This is a genomic window from Pseudomonas argentinensis (assembly GCF_001839655.2).
Taxonomy (GTDB): Bacteria; Pseudomonadota; Gammaproteobacteria; order Pseudomonadales; family Pseudomonadaceae; genus Aquipseudomonas; species Aquipseudomonas argentinensis_B.
In genome coordinates this window covers 2880917-2899468 of the sequence record NZ_CP056087.1, presented here as the reverse complement: position 1 = coordinate 2899468, position 18552 = coordinate 2880917, and the positions used below count along the sequence as shown (strand labels likewise).

Annotated in this window: 21 protein-coding genes and 1 pseudogene; 12 read left to right on the top strand and 10 right to left on the bottom strand. The window is 64.1% G+C overall.

Going from position 1 to position 18552, the window contains the following annotated elements:
* Positions 1-62: 62 nt before the first annotated feature.
* From SA190iCDA_RS12815 to SA190iCDA_RS12800, 4 genes are read right to left on the bottom strand one after another with little or no spacing between them, the layout of a single operon-like run.
* Complete coding sequence (locus SA190iCDA_RS12815; protein WP_070887822.1) at positions 63-506, bottom strand: hotdog fold thioesterase; 444 nt, start codon at positions 504-506, stop codon at positions 63-65.
* Positions 507-547: 41 nt separating this feature from the next.
* Positions 548-1009, bottom strand: a complete 462-nt coding sequence (gene sixA, locus SA190iCDA_RS12810) for a phosphohistidine phosphatase SixA (protein ID WP_070887823.1) — start codon at positions 1007-1009, stop codon at positions 548-550.
* Between the two features lie 10 nt (positions 1010-1019).
* Positions 1020-1358, bottom strand: a complete 339-nt coding sequence (locus tag SA190iCDA_RS12805; protein ID WP_070887824.1) for a DUF4389 domain-containing protein — start codon at positions 1356-1358, stop codon at positions 1020-1022.
* 12 nt (positions 1359-1370) lie between these two features.
* Entirely contained in the window at positions 1371-2393 is a 1023-nt protein-coding gene (locus SA190iCDA_RS12800) for an NAD(P)H-dependent glycerol-3-phosphate dehydrogenase (protein ID WP_070887825.1), read from the bottom strand.
* Between the two features lie 275 nt (positions 2394-2668).
* Between SA190iCDA_RS12800 and SA190iCDA_RS12795 the strand changes: the two genes are divergently transcribed.
* The 4 genes from SA190iCDA_RS12795 to fabB all read left to right on the top strand — a co-directional run bounded on the left by SA190iCDA_RS12795 (position 2669) and on the right by fabB (position 7529).
* Complete coding sequence (locus tag SA190iCDA_RS12795; RefSeq protein ID WP_070887826.1) at positions 2669-3577, top strand: ABC transporter substrate-binding protein; 909 nt, start codon at positions 2669-2671, stop codon at positions 3575-3577.
* A complete protein-coding gene (locus tag SA190iCDA_RS12790; RefSeq protein WP_070887827.1) occupies positions 3574-5493 on the top strand; it encodes an ATP-binding protein in 1920 nt (639 codons plus the stop codon). The genes SA190iCDA_RS12795 and SA190iCDA_RS12790 overlap by 4 nt, the downstream gene beginning before the upstream one ends.
* A 287-nt stretch (positions 5494-5780) precedes the next feature.
* Positions 5781-6296 carry a 3-hydroxyacyl-[acyl-carrier-protein] dehydratase FabA gene (gene fabA, locus SA190iCDA_RS12785; protein WP_013791679.1) on the top strand — a complete coding sequence of 172 codons (516 nt, stop codon included), beginning with the start codon at positions 5781-5783 and terminating at the stop codon, positions 6294-6296.
* A gap of 12 nt (positions 6297-6308) precedes the next feature.
* Entirely contained in the window at positions 6309-7529 is a 1221-nt protein-coding gene (fabB, locus tag SA190iCDA_RS12780) for a beta-ketoacyl-ACP synthase I (protein ID WP_070887828.1), read from the top strand.
* Between the two features lie 61 nt (positions 7530-7590).
* On the opposite strand, the gene SA190iCDA_RS12775 is transcribed toward fabB, so the two are convergent.
* Positions 7591-8004: a DUF3859 domain-containing protein gene (locus tag SA190iCDA_RS12775; protein ID WP_070887829.1), complete on the bottom strand. Its 414-nt coding sequence runs from the start codon at positions 8002-8004 to the stop codon at positions 7591-7593.
* 68 nt (positions 8005-8072) lie between these two features.
* Complete coding sequence (locus SA190iCDA_RS12770) at positions 8073-9101, bottom strand: amidohydrolase family protein (RefSeq protein ID WP_070887830.1); 1029 nt, start codon at positions 9099-9101, stop codon at positions 8073-8075.
* Positions 9102-9281: 180 nt separating this feature from the next.
* On the opposite strand from SA190iCDA_RS12770, the gene SA190iCDA_RS12765 reads away from it, so the two are divergent.
* The 3 genes from SA190iCDA_RS12765 (at position 9282) to SA190iCDA_RS12755 (ending at position 11459) form a co-directional block, all read left to right on the top strand.
* Positions 9282-9830 (top strand): sigma-70 family RNA polymerase sigma factor, encoded by a 549-nt coding sequence (locus tag SA190iCDA_RS12765; protein WP_070887831.1) that lies wholly within the window; start codon positions 9282-9284, stop codon positions 9828-9830.
* Positions 9827-10531 carry an anti-sigma factor gene (locus SA190iCDA_RS12760; RefSeq protein ID WP_070887832.1) on the top strand — a complete coding sequence of 235 codons (705 nt, stop codon included), beginning with the start codon at positions 9827-9829 and terminating at the stop codon, positions 10529-10531. The genes SA190iCDA_RS12765 and SA190iCDA_RS12760 overlap by 4 nt, the downstream gene beginning before the upstream one ends.
* A gap of 142 nt (positions 10532-10673) precedes the next feature.
* On the top strand, positions 10674-11459 hold the full coding sequence (locus SA190iCDA_RS12755; protein ID WP_236100853.1) for a DUF4394 domain-containing protein: 786 nt from the start codon (positions 10674-10676) through the stop codon (positions 11457-11459).
* A gap of 46 nt (positions 11460-11505) precedes the next feature.
* On the opposite strand, the gene SA190iCDA_RS12750 is transcribed toward SA190iCDA_RS12755, so the two are convergent.
* A complete protein-coding gene (locus tag SA190iCDA_RS12750; RefSeq protein ID WP_070887833.1) occupies positions 11506-12285 on the bottom strand; it encodes a dienelactone hydrolase family protein in 780 nt (259 codons plus the stop codon).
* A gap of 100 nt (positions 12286-12385) precedes the next feature.
* Positions 12386-12994 carry an FMN-dependent NADH-azoreductase gene (locus SA190iCDA_RS12745; protein ID WP_070887834.1) on the bottom strand — a complete coding sequence of 203 codons (609 nt, stop codon included), beginning with the start codon at positions 12992-12994 and terminating at the stop codon, positions 12386-12388.
* 138 nt (positions 12995-13132) lie between these two features.
* On the opposite strand from SA190iCDA_RS12745, the gene SA190iCDA_RS12740 reads away from it, so the two are divergent.
* From SA190iCDA_RS12740 to SA190iCDA_RS12730, 3 genes and pseudogenes are all read left to right on the top strand, one after another.
* Positions 13133-14113: a LysR substrate-binding domain-containing protein gene (locus SA190iCDA_RS12740; RefSeq protein WP_070887835.1), complete on the top strand. Its 981-nt coding sequence runs from the start codon at positions 13133-13135 to the stop codon at positions 14111-14113.
* The gene (locus SA190iCDA_RS12735) at positions 14110-15309 is read left to right on the top strand and encodes an MFS transporter (protein WP_070887836.1); all 1200 of its coding nucleotides are present in this window, start codon (positions 14110-14112) and stop codon (positions 15307-15309) included. The genes SA190iCDA_RS12740 and SA190iCDA_RS12735 overlap by 4 nt, the downstream gene beginning before the upstream one ends.
* Positions 15306-15660, top strand: a pseudogene (locus tag SA190iCDA_RS12730) (MmcQ/YjbR family DNA-binding protein). The gene SA190iCDA_RS12735 and the pseudogene SA190iCDA_RS12730 overlap by 4 nt, the downstream one beginning before the upstream one ends.
* On the opposite strand, the gene SA190iCDA_RS12725 reads toward SA190iCDA_RS12730, so the two are convergent.
* Both SA190iCDA_RS12725 and SA190iCDA_RS12720 read right to left on the bottom strand, forming a co-directional pair.
* Positions 15655-16365 (bottom strand): DUF1294 domain-containing protein, encoded by a 711-nt coding sequence (locus tag SA190iCDA_RS12725; RefSeq protein ID WP_070887853.1) that lies wholly within the window; start codon positions 16363-16365, stop codon positions 15655-15657. The pseudogene SA190iCDA_RS12730 and the gene SA190iCDA_RS12725 sit on opposite strands and share 6 nt — an antisense overlap.
* 23 nt (positions 16366-16388) lie before the next feature.
* Entirely contained in the window at positions 16389-17219 is an 831-nt protein-coding gene (locus SA190iCDA_RS12720; protein WP_070887837.1) for an undecaprenyl-diphosphate phosphatase, read from the bottom strand.
* 231 nt (positions 17220-17450) lie between these two features.
* Here SA190iCDA_RS12720 and pnuC point away from each other — a divergent pair, with 231 nt between their 5' ends.
* Entirely contained in the window at positions 17451-18017 is a 567-nt protein-coding gene (gene pnuC / locus SA190iCDA_RS12715; protein WP_070887838.1) for a nicotinamide riboside transporter PnuC, read from the top strand.
* Entirely contained in the window at positions 18014-18544 is a 531-nt protein-coding gene (locus SA190iCDA_RS12710; protein ID WP_070887839.1) for an AAA family ATPase, read from the top strand. The genes pnuC and SA190iCDA_RS12710 overlap by 4 nt, the downstream gene beginning before the upstream one ends.
* The last annotated feature ends 8 nt before the right edge of the window (positions 18545-18552 follow it).

The window sequence follows — 18552 nt, the reverse complement described above, 5'->3', positions numbered from 1 at the left end:
CGCAGGCGGCAACGCCCGTAATGGTCAGGAAGGACGACGCTCCGGCCAAGTACCCGGCGCAACTAGCCCTGTGGCGGCGGGCTGCCATGCGGCACGATGGCCATGGTCAGTCGGGAAATGCAGCTGGTCTTGCCGTCATCGCCATGCAGACGAATGTCCCAGACGTGGGTGGTACGGCCCAGGTGCACCGCTCTGGCCACCGCGGTGACGCGCCCACTGCGCAGCCCACGCAGGTGGTTGGCATTGACCTCCAGGCCCACGCAAAAGAATTTTTGCGTGTCGATGCACTGGTAGCTGGCCGTGGAGCCCAGGCTTTCGGCCAGCACCACCGAGGCCCCGCCATGCAGCAGGCCGTAAGGTTGATGGGTCCGGGAATCGACCACCATGCTGGCGGTGAGCGACTCGTCATCGAAGGCCTCGAAGCGGATGTCCAGCAGCTCGCCGATGGTATTGCGCTGGGCGGCGTTCAGTTCGTCGAGGTTGGGTGTCTGGCGCCAGATGCTCATGGTCGATCCTTGTTGTTATGACGTTGTTCGACTCGGCACCTTCAGCGCACCTCGGGGTGCGCCAGCAGGCTGAGGGACATCAGCCCGGCGATCAGGTCATCGCCTTCGAGCAGCGCCAGGCTGGCCGTATGCATGGCCAGCGGCTGCTGGCGATGACCGTGTACCAGGAGCCCACCCAGTGCGCCGATGAAGGGCTGATGGGAAACCAGCAGGATTTCATCGCCAGCCAGTTGCTGCAACCTGACCAGGCTGTCACGCGGGTCGCTGTCGGGGGTCAGCCAGGCAACCGTCTGCAACGGGCGATCCACCGCCAGGGCGTCACGCACCAGCGTAGCCGTCTGTTGTGCACGCACATAGGGGCTGGCGTAAATGTTGAGCGAGCGACCCCGCAGGTGCTCGGTCGACTGCCTCACTTCGTCGCGGCCATGGGCCGTCAATTCACGCGCCGCATCAGTACGTGCCTCGGCCTGGGCCTGCCCGTGGCGCAGCAACCACAGCCTCATGCCGGCTGACTCATGGCTTTGCCTCCTCGTCGCGGACCGGCTGAGGTGCCGGCGGCACGCCATGCGCCGCCTCGCCTTGCGGTGGGCGCGCAGCCGGCCAGTCGGCGAACGGCCAGGGCTTGGTTTCGGTGTTGAAGGTGCCGAAGCGACCGATCTGCGCCAGGTACTGGCTGAGGCTGTCGCCGAAGCTCAGCAGACCGGCATTCGGCGCACCGTAGATAAGGCGGTAAATAAGCTGCAGCAGCACGACGCCAGCCAGCAGCAGTTCGGCCAGTTGCCAGACGAACAGGAACAACAGCATCCAGACGAGGCGCAGGCCGATGGGCTCGCCCTTGGGGTGATCATTCATAACGATTTGTCCTCAGAAACCCGTGGCGGAAATGAAGTCGACATCGGTCTTGGGCTCGGCGCGCATCAGCGCCTCGATCACCTGATCGAGGGTGCGCCCTTCGAACAGGATGGCGTGCAGCCCAGCCACCAGCGGCATGTACACCTGCAGCTCTTCGGCCTTGGCCTTGAGCACCTTGATGGTATTGACGCCTTCGGCCACTTCGCCGAGGCGCTCGACGGCCTCCTGCAGGCTCAGGCCCTCGCCGAGGGCGAAACCGACCTGGTAGTTGCGGCTTTTCGGCGACGAACAGGTAACGATCAGATCGCCCACCCCGGCCAGGCCCAGGAAGGTCATGGGATTGGCGCCCAGGTGCACGGCGAAGCGGGTCATCTCCGCCAGGGCCCGGGTGATCAACATGCTCTTGGTGTTCTCGCCCATGCCCAGCGCGGCGGCCATGCCAGCGATGATGGCGTAGACGTTCTTCAGGGCACCGCCCAGTTCGACGCCAAAACGATCGGTACTGGCGTAGACCCTGAAAGTACGCCCGTGCAGCACTTCCTGCACCGTGCGGCACAGCGCCTCGTCCTCACTGGCCACCACGGTGGCAGTCAGGGTGTGCGCGGCGATTTCCTTGGCCAGGTTCGGCCCCGAGAGCACGCCGATGCGCGCCTGGGGAGCGACCTCTTCGATGATCTCGCTCATCAGCTTGAAGGTCTGCGCCTCGATGCCTTTGGTAGTGCTGACCAACTGCTTGCCGGCCAGTAGGCCGGACACCGGCTGCAGCACTTGACGCAGCGCGCTGGACGGCAGCGCCACGAACGCCAGCTCGCACGCCTGCAGCGCCGCCGTCAGATCGGTGGTCGGTTCCACACCGTCGAGCACCTTGACGCCCTTGAGATAGCGAGGGTTTTCGCGCTGGGTGCGAATGGCTTCAGCCTGCACGGGGTCGCGCATCCAGTGCAGGACGCGATGCCCATTCTGCGCCAGCAGGTTCGCGATGGCGGTGCCGAAGCTGCCGCCACCCAGTACTGCGATAGGTTGCTGTTGTGTCATGACCAGTCCGTTGTGAATGCTGTGCAAGTGCCGGGCATTATACGGTTAGCCGTTGCGACGACCAGCCTTGTGGCGTCGCGAGGCATTACCGGGCATCCGAGAGGGTCGCGATTTTGGCATGCATGGCTGGCAACGCAGCGCGGCTCGGTTAACATGCCCGCTCTGCGCGAACAGGGCCGTTGCGTGTCGTCTATCATTGTCGTTGATCAATCCATATTGCTGGCGACATCGCTCGCCTGCGCGTGCCCAGCCCCATGCCGCCTATCGGACCCTAGATGACCCGCCATTGCCCGTGCCGCGCCTGGATTCGCCGCGCCCTGGTCGTACTCTGCTTGCTCTCCCCCGCGGTACAGGCAGCGGAACTGCTGCTGAGCACCGCGGGCGATACCACCACGCTGCAGCAATTCGGCAACGCGCTGGCAGCGGCACGCCCCGCCGACCGCGTTCGCATCATGCCCCTGAACGAAATGCCGCCCCTCGATCAGATCCCCGGTGATACGCGCCTGATCCTGTTCGGCCAGGCGGCGCTGGCCTGGCGCCTCGAGTCGTCGAATGCCCCGGCGACCCTGGTGCTGCAGGTCAACAAAACCCGGGCTCGCGAAACCCTTGGCGAGCTCCGGCCCGCGAACCTCAGTGTGCTCTGGCAGGATCCGGCCCCCCGCCGCCAGCTGCGGCTGCTCAAGCATCTGCTGCCCAAGGCCAGGCGCGTGGGTGTGCTGTATGACCCCCATAACGAGTTTCTGATTCAGGAGCTGCGGCAGGCCGCCAGCGGGCTGGGTCTGGAAATCGTGGCCCAGGGTTGGCCGGATACCCGTGACAACCAGCCGGTGATTCGCGTGCTCAGCGCCAGCGACGTGCTGCTCGCCGTCGCCGATGACGACCTCTACAACCCGTTGACCGCCAAGACCCTGCTGTTGACCAGCTACGGCCAGCAACACGCCCTGATCGGCCCGAGCGCAGGTTTCGTGCGTGCCGGCAGCCTGGTCAGTACCTACGGCGATCTGAACGACTGGCTCGTCACGCTCGACCAGTTGCTCGACCAGGCGCCGGCGCAGTGGCCCGCAGGCACCTATTCGTCCACGTTCAAGGTGCTTGGCAACCCGCAGGTGGCACGCGCACTGGGTATCACCCTGCCCAGTGATGCCGAGCTCGCCCGGCATCTGTCGCAAGGAGATACGCCATGAAACGGTGGCGAGGCTGGAACATTCATGCCCGTACCCAGCTCATCAGCGTCGGCCCTGCCCTGCTGCTGACCCTGCTGTTGACCGGTTTCCTGACCTTCAATCGCCTGCAGGACCTGCGCGCGGAGATCAACCACACCGGCCAGCTGATCGCCAGCCAACTGGCCCCTGCCACCGAGTACGGAGTCATTTCCGGCAATCGTCGGGTGCTGGAGTCCCTGCTGCAGGCCACGCTGAAAACGCCCCACGTGCGCTTCGTCGAAGTACGCGACCGTGACGAGAACATCCTGGCCTATCTCGAAAAGCCCGACCAACCACATGCCGGCAACGGCCATCTGGACATCTTCCAGGCGCCCATCCAACAGCAGCAGATCGATCTCGATACGGATTTCGGCGAAGCCCGCCCACGGGTGGCCGACCTGCCTGGCGCCGACTACCTCGGTCGCGTGGTCGTCGGCATGTCCAGTGATGCCTTCAATTCCCGGCAACAGGAAATTCTCCTCAAGGTCACGGTGCTCGTGCTGTTCGCCCTGCTGCTGACCTTCCTGCTGGCGCGCCGCCTGGCCAGCCGTCTGTCCAGGCCACTGAGCGCGATGAGCGACGCCGTCACCGCCATCCAGGCCGGCAACTATCAGGCCACGCTTCCCGAGGTCGGCGGCGGCGAACTGGCGACGCTGGCCAGGCATATCAATAACCTGGCCAACGGCCTGAACAACGCGGCCCAGGAGCAACAGCAGGCCATGACCCTGCTGATCAAGGCGCGCGAGGAGTCCGACCTGGCCAACCGGGCCAAGTCCGACTTCCTGGCCATGATGAGCCATGAACTGCGCACGCCGATGAACGGCGTGCTCGGCATGCTGCAATTGCTCGACACCACCGACATGAGCGAGGAACAGCACGAATATGCCGCACTGGCCATGGAGTCCACCGAGCACCTGTTGAAGGTGATCAATGACATCCTCGATTTCTCGCGTATCGAACGCGGCGCACTGGAGCTGGAGCTGATCAGTTTCAACCTGCCGGCCCTGCTCAAGGCCGCCCGGCAAGCCTTCCAGCACAGCGCCCAGCAGCGTGGCCTGCAGTTGCGCCTGGAGCTGGACGACGCTCTGCCGGCGCCACAGGTTCAGGGTGACCCGACGCGCCTGCGGCAAATCCTGGTCAACCTGATCGGCAACGCCCTGAAGTTCACCGAGCGCGGCGAGGTGCGTATCGAGGCCCACTGGCAAGCTCTGGACAATCAGGTGCTGTGGCTCACGTGCAAGGTGCACGACACCGGAATAGGCATCAGCGCCGAGCGCCTGGAGACCATGTTCGACGCCTTCCAGCAGGCCGACAACTCGATCTCCCGGCGCTACGGTGGCACCGGGCTGGGCCTGCCGATCGCCCGCACCCTCGCCGAATGCATGGGCGGCACGCTCAAGGCACAGAGCGAGCCGGGCCGTGGCTCCTGCTTCACCCTGGAAATTCCCCTGCCCTTTTCCGCCCAGCAGGTGCAGCTGCCCACCCATACCGCAAGCAGTGCACCTGCAGCAGCGGCAGTACGCTCGGTGTTGCTGGTGGAAGACAACGCGGTCAACCAGACGGTGATCGAAGCCATGCTGCGCAGCCTGGGTTACCAGGTGGAGCTGGTCGCCGATGGTGCCCAGGCAGTCGCGGCGGTCAAGCAACGGCCATTCGCCGCGGTACTCATGGACTGCCGCCTGCCGGTCATGGATGGCTACGAAGCCACCCGGCGCATTCGCGATCTCGGCCCGCCAGGTCGCCTGCCGATCATCGCCCTGACCGCCAACGCCCTGCAGGGCGACCGCGAGGCTTGCCTGCAAGCCGGAATGAACGATTACCTCGCCAAACCGTTCAAACGCACGGAGCTGCAGGACGTGCTCGAGCGCTGGCTGTCGAGCGGCGGCGCAACGAATTGACGCCAGTTGCGCAGCAGCCAAGCGAATTCGCCCCCACCGGGGCGCGCAACGCTCGCAACCTCTAGTCAGATGGGCGAAAATACTGCACGCTTGCTGGTTGAAGTGGGCATCAAAGGGGCATCTATGACACCATTGCCGCCTGCAGAGTACAACTGTACTCACCACACTGTGACTTTCACCACAACGCAACAGTCTATGACTAGGCTGCTGGCAGTCGCATCACTCATGCGCAGCCGGCCAGGACGATTTACCCAGCCGAGGCGCGTGGGGATTATTGAGGAGCTCGCATGACCAAACAAAACGCCTTCACCCAGGAAGATCTGTTGCGCTGCAGCCGCGGCGAACTGTTCGGCCCGGGTAATGCGCAACTGCCCGCCCCCAACATGTTGATGATCGACCGGATCGTCCACATCAGCGAAACGGGCGGCAAGTACGGCAAAGGCGAAATTGTCGCAGAGCTCGATATCAATCCTGATCTGTGGTTCTTCGGTTGCCACTTCGAAGGTGACCCGGTGATGCCAGGCTGCCTTGGCCTCGATGCCATGTGGCAGCTGGTCGGCTTCTTCCTCGGCTGGCAGGGCAACCCCGGCCGTGGTCGCGCCCTGGGTTCGGGCGAAGTGAAATTCTTCGGCCAGGTGCTGCCTACCGCCAAGAAGGTCACCTACAACATCCATATCAAACGCACCATCACCCGTTCGCTGATCCTGGCGATCGCCGATGGCACCGTGAGTGTCGATGGTCGCGAGATCTACAGTGCCGAAAGCCTGCGGGTCGGCCTGTTCACTTCCACCGACAGTTTCTAAAGGATCCTTTCCATGCGTCGCGTCGTTATTACCGGTCTAGGCATCGTTTCCTGCCTGGGCAATGACAAAGAAACCGTCTCCGCCAACCTCCGCGCTGGCCGCCCCGGTATCCGCTTCAATCCGGAATACGCCGAGAAGGGTCTGCGCAGCCATGTGTCGGGCTCCGTCGACCTGAACCTGGAAGAGTTGATCGACCGCAAGCTGTTCCGCTTCATGGGTGATGCCGCTGCCTACGCCTACCTGGCGATGGAGCAGGCGATCAAGGACTCGGGCCTCAGCGAAGAGCAGGTATCGAACCCGCGTACCGGCCTGATCGCCGGCTCCGGTGGCGCCTCCACGCTGAACCAGATGGAAGCCATCGACACCCTGCGCGAGAAAGGCGTCAAGCGCGTTGGCCCGTACCGTGTGACCCGTACCATGGGCAGCACCGTATCGGCCTGCCTGGCGACCCCGTTCAAGATCAAGGGCGTCAACTTCTCGATCTCCTCGGCGTGCGCCACCAGCGCCCACTGCATCGGCCAGGCCATGGAGCAGATCCAGCTCGGCAAGCAGGACGTGGTCTTCGCCGGCGGCGGTGAGGAAGAGCACTGGAGCCAGAGCTGCCTGTTCGATGCCATGGGCGCCCTCTCCACCCAGTACAACGACACGCCGGAAAAAGCCTCTCGTGCCTACGATGCCAACCGTGACGGTTTCGTCATCGCCGGCGGCGGCGGCATGGTCGTGGTCGAGGAGCTGGAGCACGCCCTGGCCCGTGGTGCCAAGATCTACGCGGAAATCGTCGGCTACGGCGCGACCTCGGACGGCTACGACATGGTCGCCCCGAGCGGCGAAGGCGCGGTGCGCTGCATGCAGCAGGCGCTGGCCACCGTCGACGGCCCGATCGACTACCTGAACACCCACGGCACCTCGACTCCGGTCGGGGATGTTGCGGAAATCAAGGGTATTCGTGAAGTGTTCGCAGGCCAGGCGCCGGCCATCAGCTCAACCAAGAGCCTGTCGGGCCACAGCCTGGGCGCCGCTGGCGTGCACGAGGCGATCTACTGCCTGCTGATGATGGAAGGCAATTTCATCACCGCCTCGGCCAACATCGAAGAGCTGGACCCGGCGGTCACCGACCTGCCGATCCTGCGCGAGACCCGTGAAAACGCCAAGCTGGACACCATCATGTCCAACAGCTTCGGCTTCGGTGGCACCAACGCCACCCTGGTGCTCAAGCGCTGGGCCGGCAACTGATCGGCTGCTCACCATAAAAAACGGCGCCTCAGGGCGCCGTTTTTATTTGCCTGGCGTTTTCTCAGCGCACGTCGAAGCGTTGCTCGGCCAGCTTGCGATCGCCCTGGAACAGCAGGAAATGCCACTCCCCAGGCACCACCTCATGGTTCTCGGAAAACTCGAAGGCCATGACATCCTGGGGCGCATCGGGCACCAGCTTCTGCGTCACCACGAACTTGTCATGGCGCTGACCGTCGGCGCCGATCACGCCGGGGGTGAGGTACAGCAGGGTCAGTGGCTCGCCATCGACCGTCTTGCCGGTCAGGGTATAACGCATGCCGAACTTGGTGCCCAGTTTGGCAGGCACCACGGTCGTTCGTTCCATTTGCTGGCTGGCCTGGGTCAGCACCCGCTCACCCGGCTGAAAATTCTTGTGTTGGCTGATAAAGACGCCGTACTCGACCGGCCCCTGCACTCGCACCTCGGCCTGAACCAGTCCATCTCACGCTCCTCCATTGGAATGGCGCGAGGCTATGACGCGGCAATGACAACCTGATGACAGCCTCAGTGAGAGGTTGGCAAGGCTTCCTGCACCTTGCGCGGCAGGATGGACAGGAAATTGTCCCGGGCGACCTTGTGGGCGACATCCTCAGGCAGCGCATCGAGAAAGCGGTCGAAGCCGTGCATGTACTCGCCCAGGCTGTCGAAGCGCCCGACCACGTCGGAACCGACCATGAAGCGGTCCGGGTAGCGCTCGACCAGCTTTACCCATTTGGGGTCCGGCGTGCCGCGCTCATCGGTCAGGTATGGCCTGAGCATGGTCCAGGACAGATCGATGTACAGGTTGGGATAGCTCTCCAGCATGCGCGCCAGGGTATCAAAGAGAAAATCCAGCTTCTCCTGGTGGCGATGAATCTCCATGCTGGTGCCGGCGTGGGCCCAGATGAAACGCACGTGGGGGTGGTTACGCAGCGGTTCCTCGATCTCCTGCAGATACAGCGGGTTGCGCTCGCGCTTGGAGGTGATGTTGGAGTGCATCATCACCGGCAGGTCGTATTCGGCGGCCAGGTGATAGACCCGCGTCATGGCCTCGTTGTTGGCCCGCGGCGTGCTGCCCTCGATCAGTGAGGTGAGATCGTCATGGCGCGTGAACACCTCACCGATGCCCTGCCACAGCCCGGGTTCGAGCTCCAGCATGCGACGGATATGGGAATCGGAGTTCTTGTCGTTGGGGTTGAAGCCGGACAGGAAGGGATGAAAGCGGTGGCGCTGGGCCTCGGGTACCTGTTTGTAGGCATGGGCAATCAGCACGTCGGTGGCGCTGTACCAATAGGCCGCGGCATCGTCGCCGGCGTAGTAGCGCGGCCGCTTGGGCTCGTCCTCGTGCCATTTCTTGGCGACCGGAATGCCCGAGAACATCACGTGCTCGACCTTCGCTTCATCCATGCGCTTGAGCAGCATGTCCATGCCGGCGCTTTCCTGGAAGAAATCCACGTAATGCAGGTGGGCATCGCTGTAGCGATACTCGCGAGCCTCGGCAAAACCCGCCAGCAGCCCCGCCGACAATAAAAAACCGAGACGAATCAGGCGCATGCAGACGCTCCTCTGGCATTGAGCAGCATAGACTGCCACCGCTTCGCTCAAGTTCAGGCTATCGGCGACCGCTGCCACCCAGCTGACGAGACCGATTGTTTCATTACCGGCACATCCAAACGGCCTGGTCTCGGGTATAACCCTTGCCACCCTCAGAACGCCCCATTACAGGACGACGGCATGTCTGACCCGATGTTCGATTACGACCGCACCCTAGAAGCCTGCGCACGCCATGACGAGCGCGCCTTGCAGGCGCTGTACCGCCAGGAATCGGCGCAGATGCTCGGGCTGGCCATCAGCCTGCTGGGCCAGCGCGACGCGGCCGAGGATTGTCTGCACGATGCCTTCGTGCAGATCTGGCGCAATGCCGGGCGCTTCCAGCGCTCGCTGGGCGGTGGTCGGGCGTGGATCTACAGCATCCTGCGTTACCGCGCCCTCAACCAGTTGCGCCAGCGCGGCCGCACGGTGGCGCTGGCCGACGACATCGCCGACCACCTGATTGACGATAGCCCATCGGCTGCCCAGCAGCACGAACAGCAGTCGGACAAACGCCACCTGCGTACCTGCCTGCAGAAGCTCGAGCGGCCACGGCGCCATCCGGTTCTGCTGGCGTTCTACCGTGGCCTGACCCATGAGCAGATCGCCGAGCGCCTGGCCACCCCGCTGGGCACCATCAAAGGGCGAATTCGTAGCGGTTTACGCGCATTGCAGGAGTGTTTACAACGATGATCAGCACCGACCCCGCAGAACGCCGCGCGCTGATCGGCGAATACGTGCTTGGCCTGCTCGGGCAGGAGCAGGCCGACGAAGTCGCCGAACTGATCGAGCGCGACCCGCAGGCTGCCGCCATGGCGCTGCAATGGCAGCAGCACTTTCTCGAACTCAGTGACAGGCTCGAACCCAGCGCGCCCTCGCCGGCCCTCTGGCCTAGGTTGCAGCAAACCCTGAATCTGGGCCAGCGAACCAGCGCCTGGCAGGCCTGGTGGTCGAGCTTGAGCGCCTGGCGTCTGACCAGCGCAGCCCTGGCAATGGCGCTGATCATGGCCCTGTTGCCCATGCCCTGGCAGAGCGACACCCCGCAGGCGAGCTACACCGCCGTCCTGCAACCGCCGGGCGAAGCGGCAGCGCCAGGCTGGGTGGTGCATATCGATGCAGCCGGCACCTTGCTGCTCGAACCGCTGCGCGATGACCAGGTCGCGGCGGACCGCTCGGTACAGTTCTGGACACTGGTCGATCCCAAGGACGGCCCCCGTTCGCTGGGTCTGGTCGAGCCGGGCAAGCGCCTGACCCTGTCCGCCGAGCAGATCGGCGCGGTACGCGCCGGTCAGCTGTTCGAGCTGACCCTGGAACCATCCGGCGGTTCGCCGCTGAACCGGCCTACGGGTGAAGTGCTGTATATCGGCCGTGCAGTGATGGCGGCAGTGGACTGAGCAGATTCGGCAGATGTAAACAGATATGTCTGCCGACATCTGCCCGCCGCTCTCGTGGGTATTGATAACAGGTGCTCTATTTCACGGCGCCTGGATGCGAGCGCGAAGAGACCTTCGCGCCTTACCCATAGAGAGGACGCTCATGAACATTGCCAAGAAAATGCTCGGTATCGCCATCACCACCGCTGCCCTGGGCTGCGCCACCGCCAATGCCGATGCCCTGCTGGCCTTGAGTGCGGACGGCAAGCTGCTGCACATCGACACAGAGACCCTCACCGTCGCTTCCGACGTGAAACTCAGCGGCGTTTCCAGCCTGCGTGGCCTCGATGTACGCCCGGCCAATGGCTCGATCTACGGCCTGGATGCTGCTGGCCAGCTGTACACCGTCGATGCCAAGAGCGGCATGGCCAGCAAGGCCGCCAAACTGAGCCAGGCGCTGCCAGGCAAGGGCCAGGCCGTGGTGGACTTCAACCCGGTCGCCGACCGCCTGCGCTTGCTGGCAGCCGATGGCACCAGCCTGCGTGTCAATGTCGACAGTGGTGAAGTGGTGGTGGACGGCAAGGTCGCCTACGCCCAGGACGGCCCGTACGCCGGCAAGACCGCCAAGGTGGTAGCCGGTGCGTACACCAACGCCTACAAGGGCACCGAGAAAACCGCCCTCTACACCGTAGATCTGGCCAGTGGCAACCTGATGCTGCAGAACCCGCCAAATGACGGTATTCAGCAAGTGGTCGGCAAGCTCGGCGACGGCCTGAAGAGCGCAGCGCTGGATATCAAGAGTGACGGTAAAGGCGGCAACACCGCTTACCTGCTGACCGGCACCACGCTGCACCAGGTCAATCTGGAAACCGGCAAGGCCAGCGCGCTGGGTGAGATCAAGAATCTGCCGGCCGACATCATCGACATCGCCGTTCTACCCGCCAAGTAACCGCGACAAGGGAAGGCCAGCCGGCCTTCCCTTTCTCCGCCTGGCGTTACTCGAACACCTCATCGAGCAGATTGTTCATCGCCTTGAAGGCACGGGCTGCGACCAGTGGGTGGTACTGATTGCTACCCGGCGTATTGGCCTGTGGGTTGGTGAATGAATGCACCGCACCGCCATAGCTGACCAGTTGCCAGTCCACCTTGGTGGCCTTCATCTCTGCAACGAAGCCATCGACCTGCGCCTGCGGCACCGCCGGATCATCGGCACCGTGCAGCACCAGCACCGGCGCCTTGATGTCATTGGCATCGGCCGGGTTTGGCGTATCCAGGTTGCCGTGGAACGACACGAAGGCTTTCAATGGTGCACCCGAACGGGCCAGCTCCAGCACGGTTCCACCGCCAAAACAGAAACCGATCGCACCCAGTTTGGTGGTATCCAGTGCCACCTGGGTGGTTTGCGCCTTGAGCACCTCGACGGCGGCCTGGGCGCGCTTGCGCATCAGCGCGCGGTCCCTGCGTACTGTCGTTGCCGCTTGCTTGGCTTCGTCGGCATTGCTGGGGCGGATGTTCTTGCCGTACATGTCGGCCATGAACACCACGTACTTGTCGCCGGCAGCCCGTGCCGCCTTCTCGGCAGAGGCGTCAGTGACCCCCATCCAGTTCGGCACCATCAGCAAGCCGGGGCGTGGTTCGCTGATCGCATCGTCGTAGATCAGTTTGCCTTCGAACGGCTGGCCATCGATCTCGTAGGGCACGCTCTTGACCACCACACCCGCCTGCGCCAGCCCTGCCAGCCCCAGCAACGCTGCCGACAACAGTGATTTCTTCATCCCATGACTCCCTCAATGAAGCAGCACAAGCTGCGCCTGGCACACAAGGAAGCACATTTGCGGCGTCAGGAAAACCCGCGCGCCGCCAGCGGAAGTTCGATCAGGCGGCGGCGAACAGCCCGTCGATCTGCGTGTGGGCGCTACGCAGTGCGTTGGCTTTCGGCTCTTCACCGTATGCCAGGCCTTCGGCACGCACCACCTCGATATCGGTGATGCCCAGGAAATTCAGCACCCGAATCAGGTAGTCCTCATGGGCCTGGCCACTGGCTTGCCCGGCGTGGACGCCGCCGGCAGTGGAGGCGATGATCACTTTCTTGCCGCCTGCCAGGCCCTTCGGGCCGTTCTCGTCATAGGCGAAGGTCTTGCCGGCGACACAGACTCGATCGATCCAGGCCTTGAGCTGGGTGGGGATGGTGAAGTTGTACATGGGTGCACCGATGATGATGGCGTCGGCCGCCAGGAATTCTTCCAGCGTCGCTTCGGCCAGGGCCACTTCGTGCGCCTGGGCGGCGTCGCGCAGTTCCGCTGGCGTGCCACCGGCAACCAGGCTGGCTGCCGAGAAGTGGCTCAGGGCATCGCTGGCCAGGTCGCGGTAGGTCACCTGTATATCGGCCTGGCTGCTTTTCCAGGCTTCGGTAACCGCTGCGCTGAGCTGGCGAGAAGCGGAAGCGTCGCCAAGAATGCTGGAATCGAGATGCAGAAGTTTCATCAAGTGCTCCTTAGAAAGAGGTCGGTTACTGTTTGATGGATTAATCCTACCGATGAAGCCAATCACTGATTAGTCGGCAATAATGCGAAGATGTGTTCCACCAGCAGAACAATCCTTTTTTTACGGGCCGGAGCTCTCATGCAGGACCTCAATGACCTGATGTACTTCGCCAAGGTGGTCGAGCACGGCGGCTTCAGCGCCGCCGGGCAACAGCTGGGCATTCCCAAGTCGCGCCTGTCACGGCGCGTGGCCGAACTCGAGGCGCGTCTGGGTGTGCGCCTGCTGCAGCGCACCACCCGTAAACTGGCGTTGACCGAAACCGGCGAGCGCTACCTGCGCCATTGCCAGGCGATGCTGCTCGAAGCCGAGCAGGCGCAGGAGGCCGTGGCCTCGCTGAGCAGCGAGCCACGCGGGCGGGTGCGCATGTCCTGCCCCGTGGAGCTGGCGCGCGCCGGGCTGCACCCGGTGATCACCAGCTTTCTGGCCAAGTACCCCTTGGTGCAACTCGATGTGGTGCTGACCAATCGCCGCGTGGACCTGCTGCAAGAGGGCCTCGACGTCGCGCTGCGGGTCCGTGATCAGAGCGATGAGGATCCGTCGCTGATCGCCCGCCAACTGGCACCCGCCTCCGCCTATCTGGTGGCTGCTCCGGCATTGCTGCACGGCCTGGACATCCGTACCCCCGATGATCTGCAGCAGCTACCGGCGCTTGGCGCGGCGGCAAGCGACCGACGCATCCATCACCTGCTCAGAAATGCTGCCGGCATCCGCCGCGAAGTGACCCTGGAAGCCCGTCTGAGCATCGAAGACTTCGATATCCGTCGGGAGGCCGCCCTGCAGGGGCTGGGTTTCACCATGCTGCCACACACCAAATGCCTGACCGATCTGCAGGCCGGCCGCCTGGTACACCTGCTGCCGGACTGGAACCTGCCCGGCGGGCACCTGCAGGCCGTCTACCCTCACCGGCGCGGCATGCTGCCAGCGGTACGTGCCTGGCTCGACCATATGATCCAGGCCAGCAGCAACGGTTGGCTAATGCCTGGAACGGACCTGATTCGACCAGGGTCAGAGCAACCTGATAACGTTATCTCCCACCCCACCGAACAGGACAGCCGATGACCGCTCGCAAGCCCCAGGCTCCCGGCCAGACCGCGCGAATTCTGGCCGTGGTGTTTTTCACCTTCATCGGTTTTCTCTGCGTCGGCCTGCCCTTGGCCGTGCTGCCCGGTTTCGTGCTCAATGACCTGGGCTATGGCTCGGTAATGGCCGGTTTGGTGATCAGCCTGCAGTACCTGGTGACCCTGGTTTCACGACCGCTCACGGGCATGCTGATCGACCGCATCGGCCCCAAGCGCGCGGTGGTATATGGCCTAGGCGGCACCCTGGGCAGCGGCGTACTGACCCTGGCGGCGACCAGCCTGCATGGGGCTTCCGGCGAGACCGGCCTGGGCCTGCTGCTGGCCGGGCGTGTCGCCCTGGGCATCTCCCAGGCGCTGATCGGTACCGGTTCGATCACCTGGGGCATCGGTCGGGTCGGCGCCGAGAACACGGCTCGGGTGATCTCCTGGAATGGCATCGCCTCCTACGGTGCCATCGCCATCGGCGCACCGCTGGGCGTGCTGATGGCCGCGACGCTTGGCCTGTGGAGCATAGGCGCGGCCATCACCCTGCTCAGCCTTGGTGCGCTGTGGGTGGCGCGCGACAAACCGGCCATTCCGGTGATTCAGGGCAAGCGCCTGCCGTTTCACAACGTGTTCCTGGCCATTGCCCCCAACGGCCTGGCACTGGCCCTGGGCTCCATCGGTTTCGGCACCCTGGCGACCTTCGTCACCCTGTATTACGCCAGCCTCGGCTGGGAGCACGCGGCCTATTGCCTGAGCGCCTTCGGCCTGGCCTTTATCGCCGCCCGCCTGCTGTTCGCCGGGGCCATCGAGCGACGCGGTGGCTACCGGGTCGCGACCGTCTGCCTGGCGATCGAAACCCTCGGCCTGTTGCTGCTATGGATCGCGCCGATTCCCGCCCTGGCCCTGTGTGGTGCGGCGCTCACCGGCTTTGGCCTGTCGCTGGTGTATCCGGCGCTTGGCGTCGAAGCCATCGGCAATATTCCCGCGGCCAGCCGCAGCTCGGCGCTGGGCGCCTATGCACTGTTCTTCGATCTGGCGCTTGGCGTCGCCGGCCCGCTGATGGGCCTGGTGGCCACCGCTTACGACTACGGCGCGGTATTTCTCGCCTCGGGTCTGCTGGCGCTGCTCGGCCTGGGCCTGAGCCTGTTGCTGCTGCGCCGGGCGCAGCTGCCAAAGGCGGTGCAACCATGACTCGCGATGAACTGATCGCCTTCTGTCTGCAACTGCCGGGTGCTCGCGTCGACTACAAGTGGGGCAGCAACCAGGTGTTCTCCGTGGCGCACAACAAGATGTTCGCCGTCGTGGATTTTTCTCGGCGACAACCTGGCCTTCAAGGTGGATGACGCGCTGTTTCTGGGTCTCACCGATCGGCCCGGCATCCGGCCGGCGCCCTACCTCGCCCGGGCTCACTGGATCAGCATGAGCGGCAGCCAACCGCCACTGGGTGACGAGGAACTGCGGGATCTGCTGACCCGCTCCCACCAGCTCGTGGTGCGGCGCCTGCCACGCAAACAGCAGGTCGGCCTGCTGCTCGACCTATAACAGGCCGCGCAACCAGCCGCTGGTGTAGGCACCGCCGAGCATCAACCGATCGATCCAGACCAGCTGGTGCAGCACCACGATGGCCCAGAACACCAGCTGGTAGGACGCCTTGCGCGTCTTGTGCCGAAAGGCCTGCTGGGCCACCAGCGCACCCGGCCAGCCGCCTGCCAGCTCGATCAGGTGCAAGGTGTTTTCCGGCATACGCTGGCGGCGTTGCTGGGCGCTGTTCTTGTCGTGCCAGTAAAGAAACAAGCACAGCACGCTGGCCACGGGATAGAGCAGCGCCGGCCACACCGTCCCAATCGCCAGCCAGCGCAATGCGCCGACCACCGGCAGCAGGCACAACGCGGCGAAAATCAGCCATTTGGCGAGCGGGTTACGCAGTGCACCCCTAGGCCGTCCGGCCCTGCGCGCGGTTGGCCTGGCAGCCTTGGCGCTGGGCTTGCCGGTACCAGGTTTGACACCAATCTGCGGCTGGTCGATGGCCAGCTCACCGGCCAGGCGCACATGCTCGGCACGCGGGCGGCCGCGCTCGTCACGCCCGGCCACGAACAGCACCTGGTCACCCACAGCAGGCCGACGATCCCCGCGCATCGCCGAAATGTGCGCGAACAGGTCGCCCTCACCGGCAATGGGCTGGATAAACCCAAAGCCCTTGTCATCGTCCCAGCGCTTGATGCGCCCGGCCTGTTCCCGGCCCTGCATGTGCATCACCCGCGGCGAGGCGATCAGCCCTCGGCCGTGCTCCAGTCGATCCAGCCGAATTGCCAGGTGGCCAGAATCAGCAGGCCGAAGGCGATCCGGTACCAGGCGAACACCGCATAGCTGTGGTTGGCGATGAACACCAGCAGAGCGCGCACCGTCAGCATGGCGACGATGAAGGTGGTGACGAAACCGATGGCGAATACCGGCAGATCGCTCCACTGCAGGATGTCCCGATACTTGTAGAGCGAGTAGACGGTGGCGGCGACCATGGTCGGCATTGCCAGGAAGAACGAGAACTCGGTGGCCGCCTTGCGCGACAGACCGAACAGCAGGCCGCCGATGATGGTCGAGCCGGAGCGCGAGGTACCCGGGATCAATGCCAGGCACTGGGCGAAGCCGACCTTGAGGGCCAGCTTCCAGTCCATGTCGTCGACCGTTTCGGCAAGGATGCGGTGCTGACGCTTCTCGGCCCAGAGCATCACCACGCCGCCAACGACCAGCGCGGCGCTGACCGTGATCGGGTTGAACAGCCAGTGCTCGATCAGATCGGCGAACAGCAGGCCGAGCACCACCGCCGGGAAGAAGGCGATCATCAGATTGACGGTGAAGCGCCGCGCCATGGGATCGCTCCCCAGGCCGGTGACCACCGACAGGATGCGCTGGCGAAACTCCCACATCACCGCCAGGATGGCGCCGAGCTGGATGATGATTTTGAAGGCCGTGGCACGCTCGCCATTGAAGTCCAGCAAGTCACCCACCACGATCAAGTGTCCGGTGCTGGAAATGGGCAAGAACTCGGTAAGACCCTCAACGATACCCAGAATCAGCGCCTGAAACGCGAGCCAGCTGTCCATCGAAACTCCTCGGAAAGGTGCCAGATGAACTGGCTGTAAAGGGATTGTTTCTCGGACTAGAGCCGCTGGTGGAGGTTCCAGCAGGGCCGAAAAAAGGGGGCAGTTATAAAGCACCAGCGAGCAATTTCAAAACGCTATCAAAGCGAAATTGCATTTCCTGCCAGCCGAACGGTCCCTCCGGGCGCGACAGACGATAGAATGCGCGCCCGCCCGTTACATGCACGAGGTTCCATGTCACCGCTAGAAGTCTGCGCCTCGTTGCTCGGCCTGATCGCCGTCTGGCTGACCGTGCGACAGAACCCCTGGTGCTGGCCCATCGGGCTGGTCATGGTGGTGCTCTATGCGTGGCTGTTCTTCCAGGCCAGGCTCTACTCCAACACGCTGCTGCAATGCATCTACGCCGCCCTGCAGCTCTACGGCTGGTGGCACTGGACGCGCGGCGAGCGTCCCGACGAGCGCTTGCAGGTATCCAGCCTGGGCCTGCGCCAGACGCTCTTCGGCCTTGCCCTGGGCGTGCTCGGCTCGGCTGTACTGGGCCTGCTGATGATGACCTACACCGATGCCAGTGCGCCCTGGCAGGACGCGACGCTGTGCGCCTTCAGCCTCGTCGCGCAGGTGTGGATGGCCAAGAAGCGCCTGCAGTGTTGGGCGCTGTGGGTACTCCTCGACGTGCTGTTCGTCGTGCTGTTCATCGATCAGGGGCTGTACCTTACCGCTGCGCTGTACGCCTTGTTCACGCTGCTTGCCTGCCATGGCTGGCTGACCTGGCGCCGCGAAGTGGTCGCTGCGCGGCCATGAACGTCCTGGTTCTGACCGGCCCGGAATCCACCGGCAAGAGCTGGCTGGCGAGCGAACTGCAACAGCGCTTCGGCGGTATAGTGGTCGGTGAATACGTCCGCCACTTCATCGATAGCCTGCAGCGCGATACCTGCTACGCCGATATCTCCACCATCGCCCGCGGGCAGCTCGCCTGGGAAGATGCCGCCCTTGCGCAGCGCCCTCACCTGCTGATCCTCGACACCCATCTGCTCAGCAATATCCTCTGGAGCCGCACCCTGTTCGGTGATTGCCCGGACTGGATGGAGCCGGCCCTGCTGGCCCGGGAGTATCACCTGCACCTGCTGCTCGACCCGCGCGGCGTCGAGTGGGTCGGCGACGGCCAACGCTGCCAGCCGGACCTGGCAGAGCGCCTGGCCTTTTATCAGGGCTGCGCGCAATGGCTCACGGCCAATGGTCAGAACGTGGTGGAAATCGCCGGTACCTGGCATGAACGACAGCGCGCAGCGATAGATTGCGTGACCAACTGGCTGGGCATCAGCGGATAGCCGTTCGG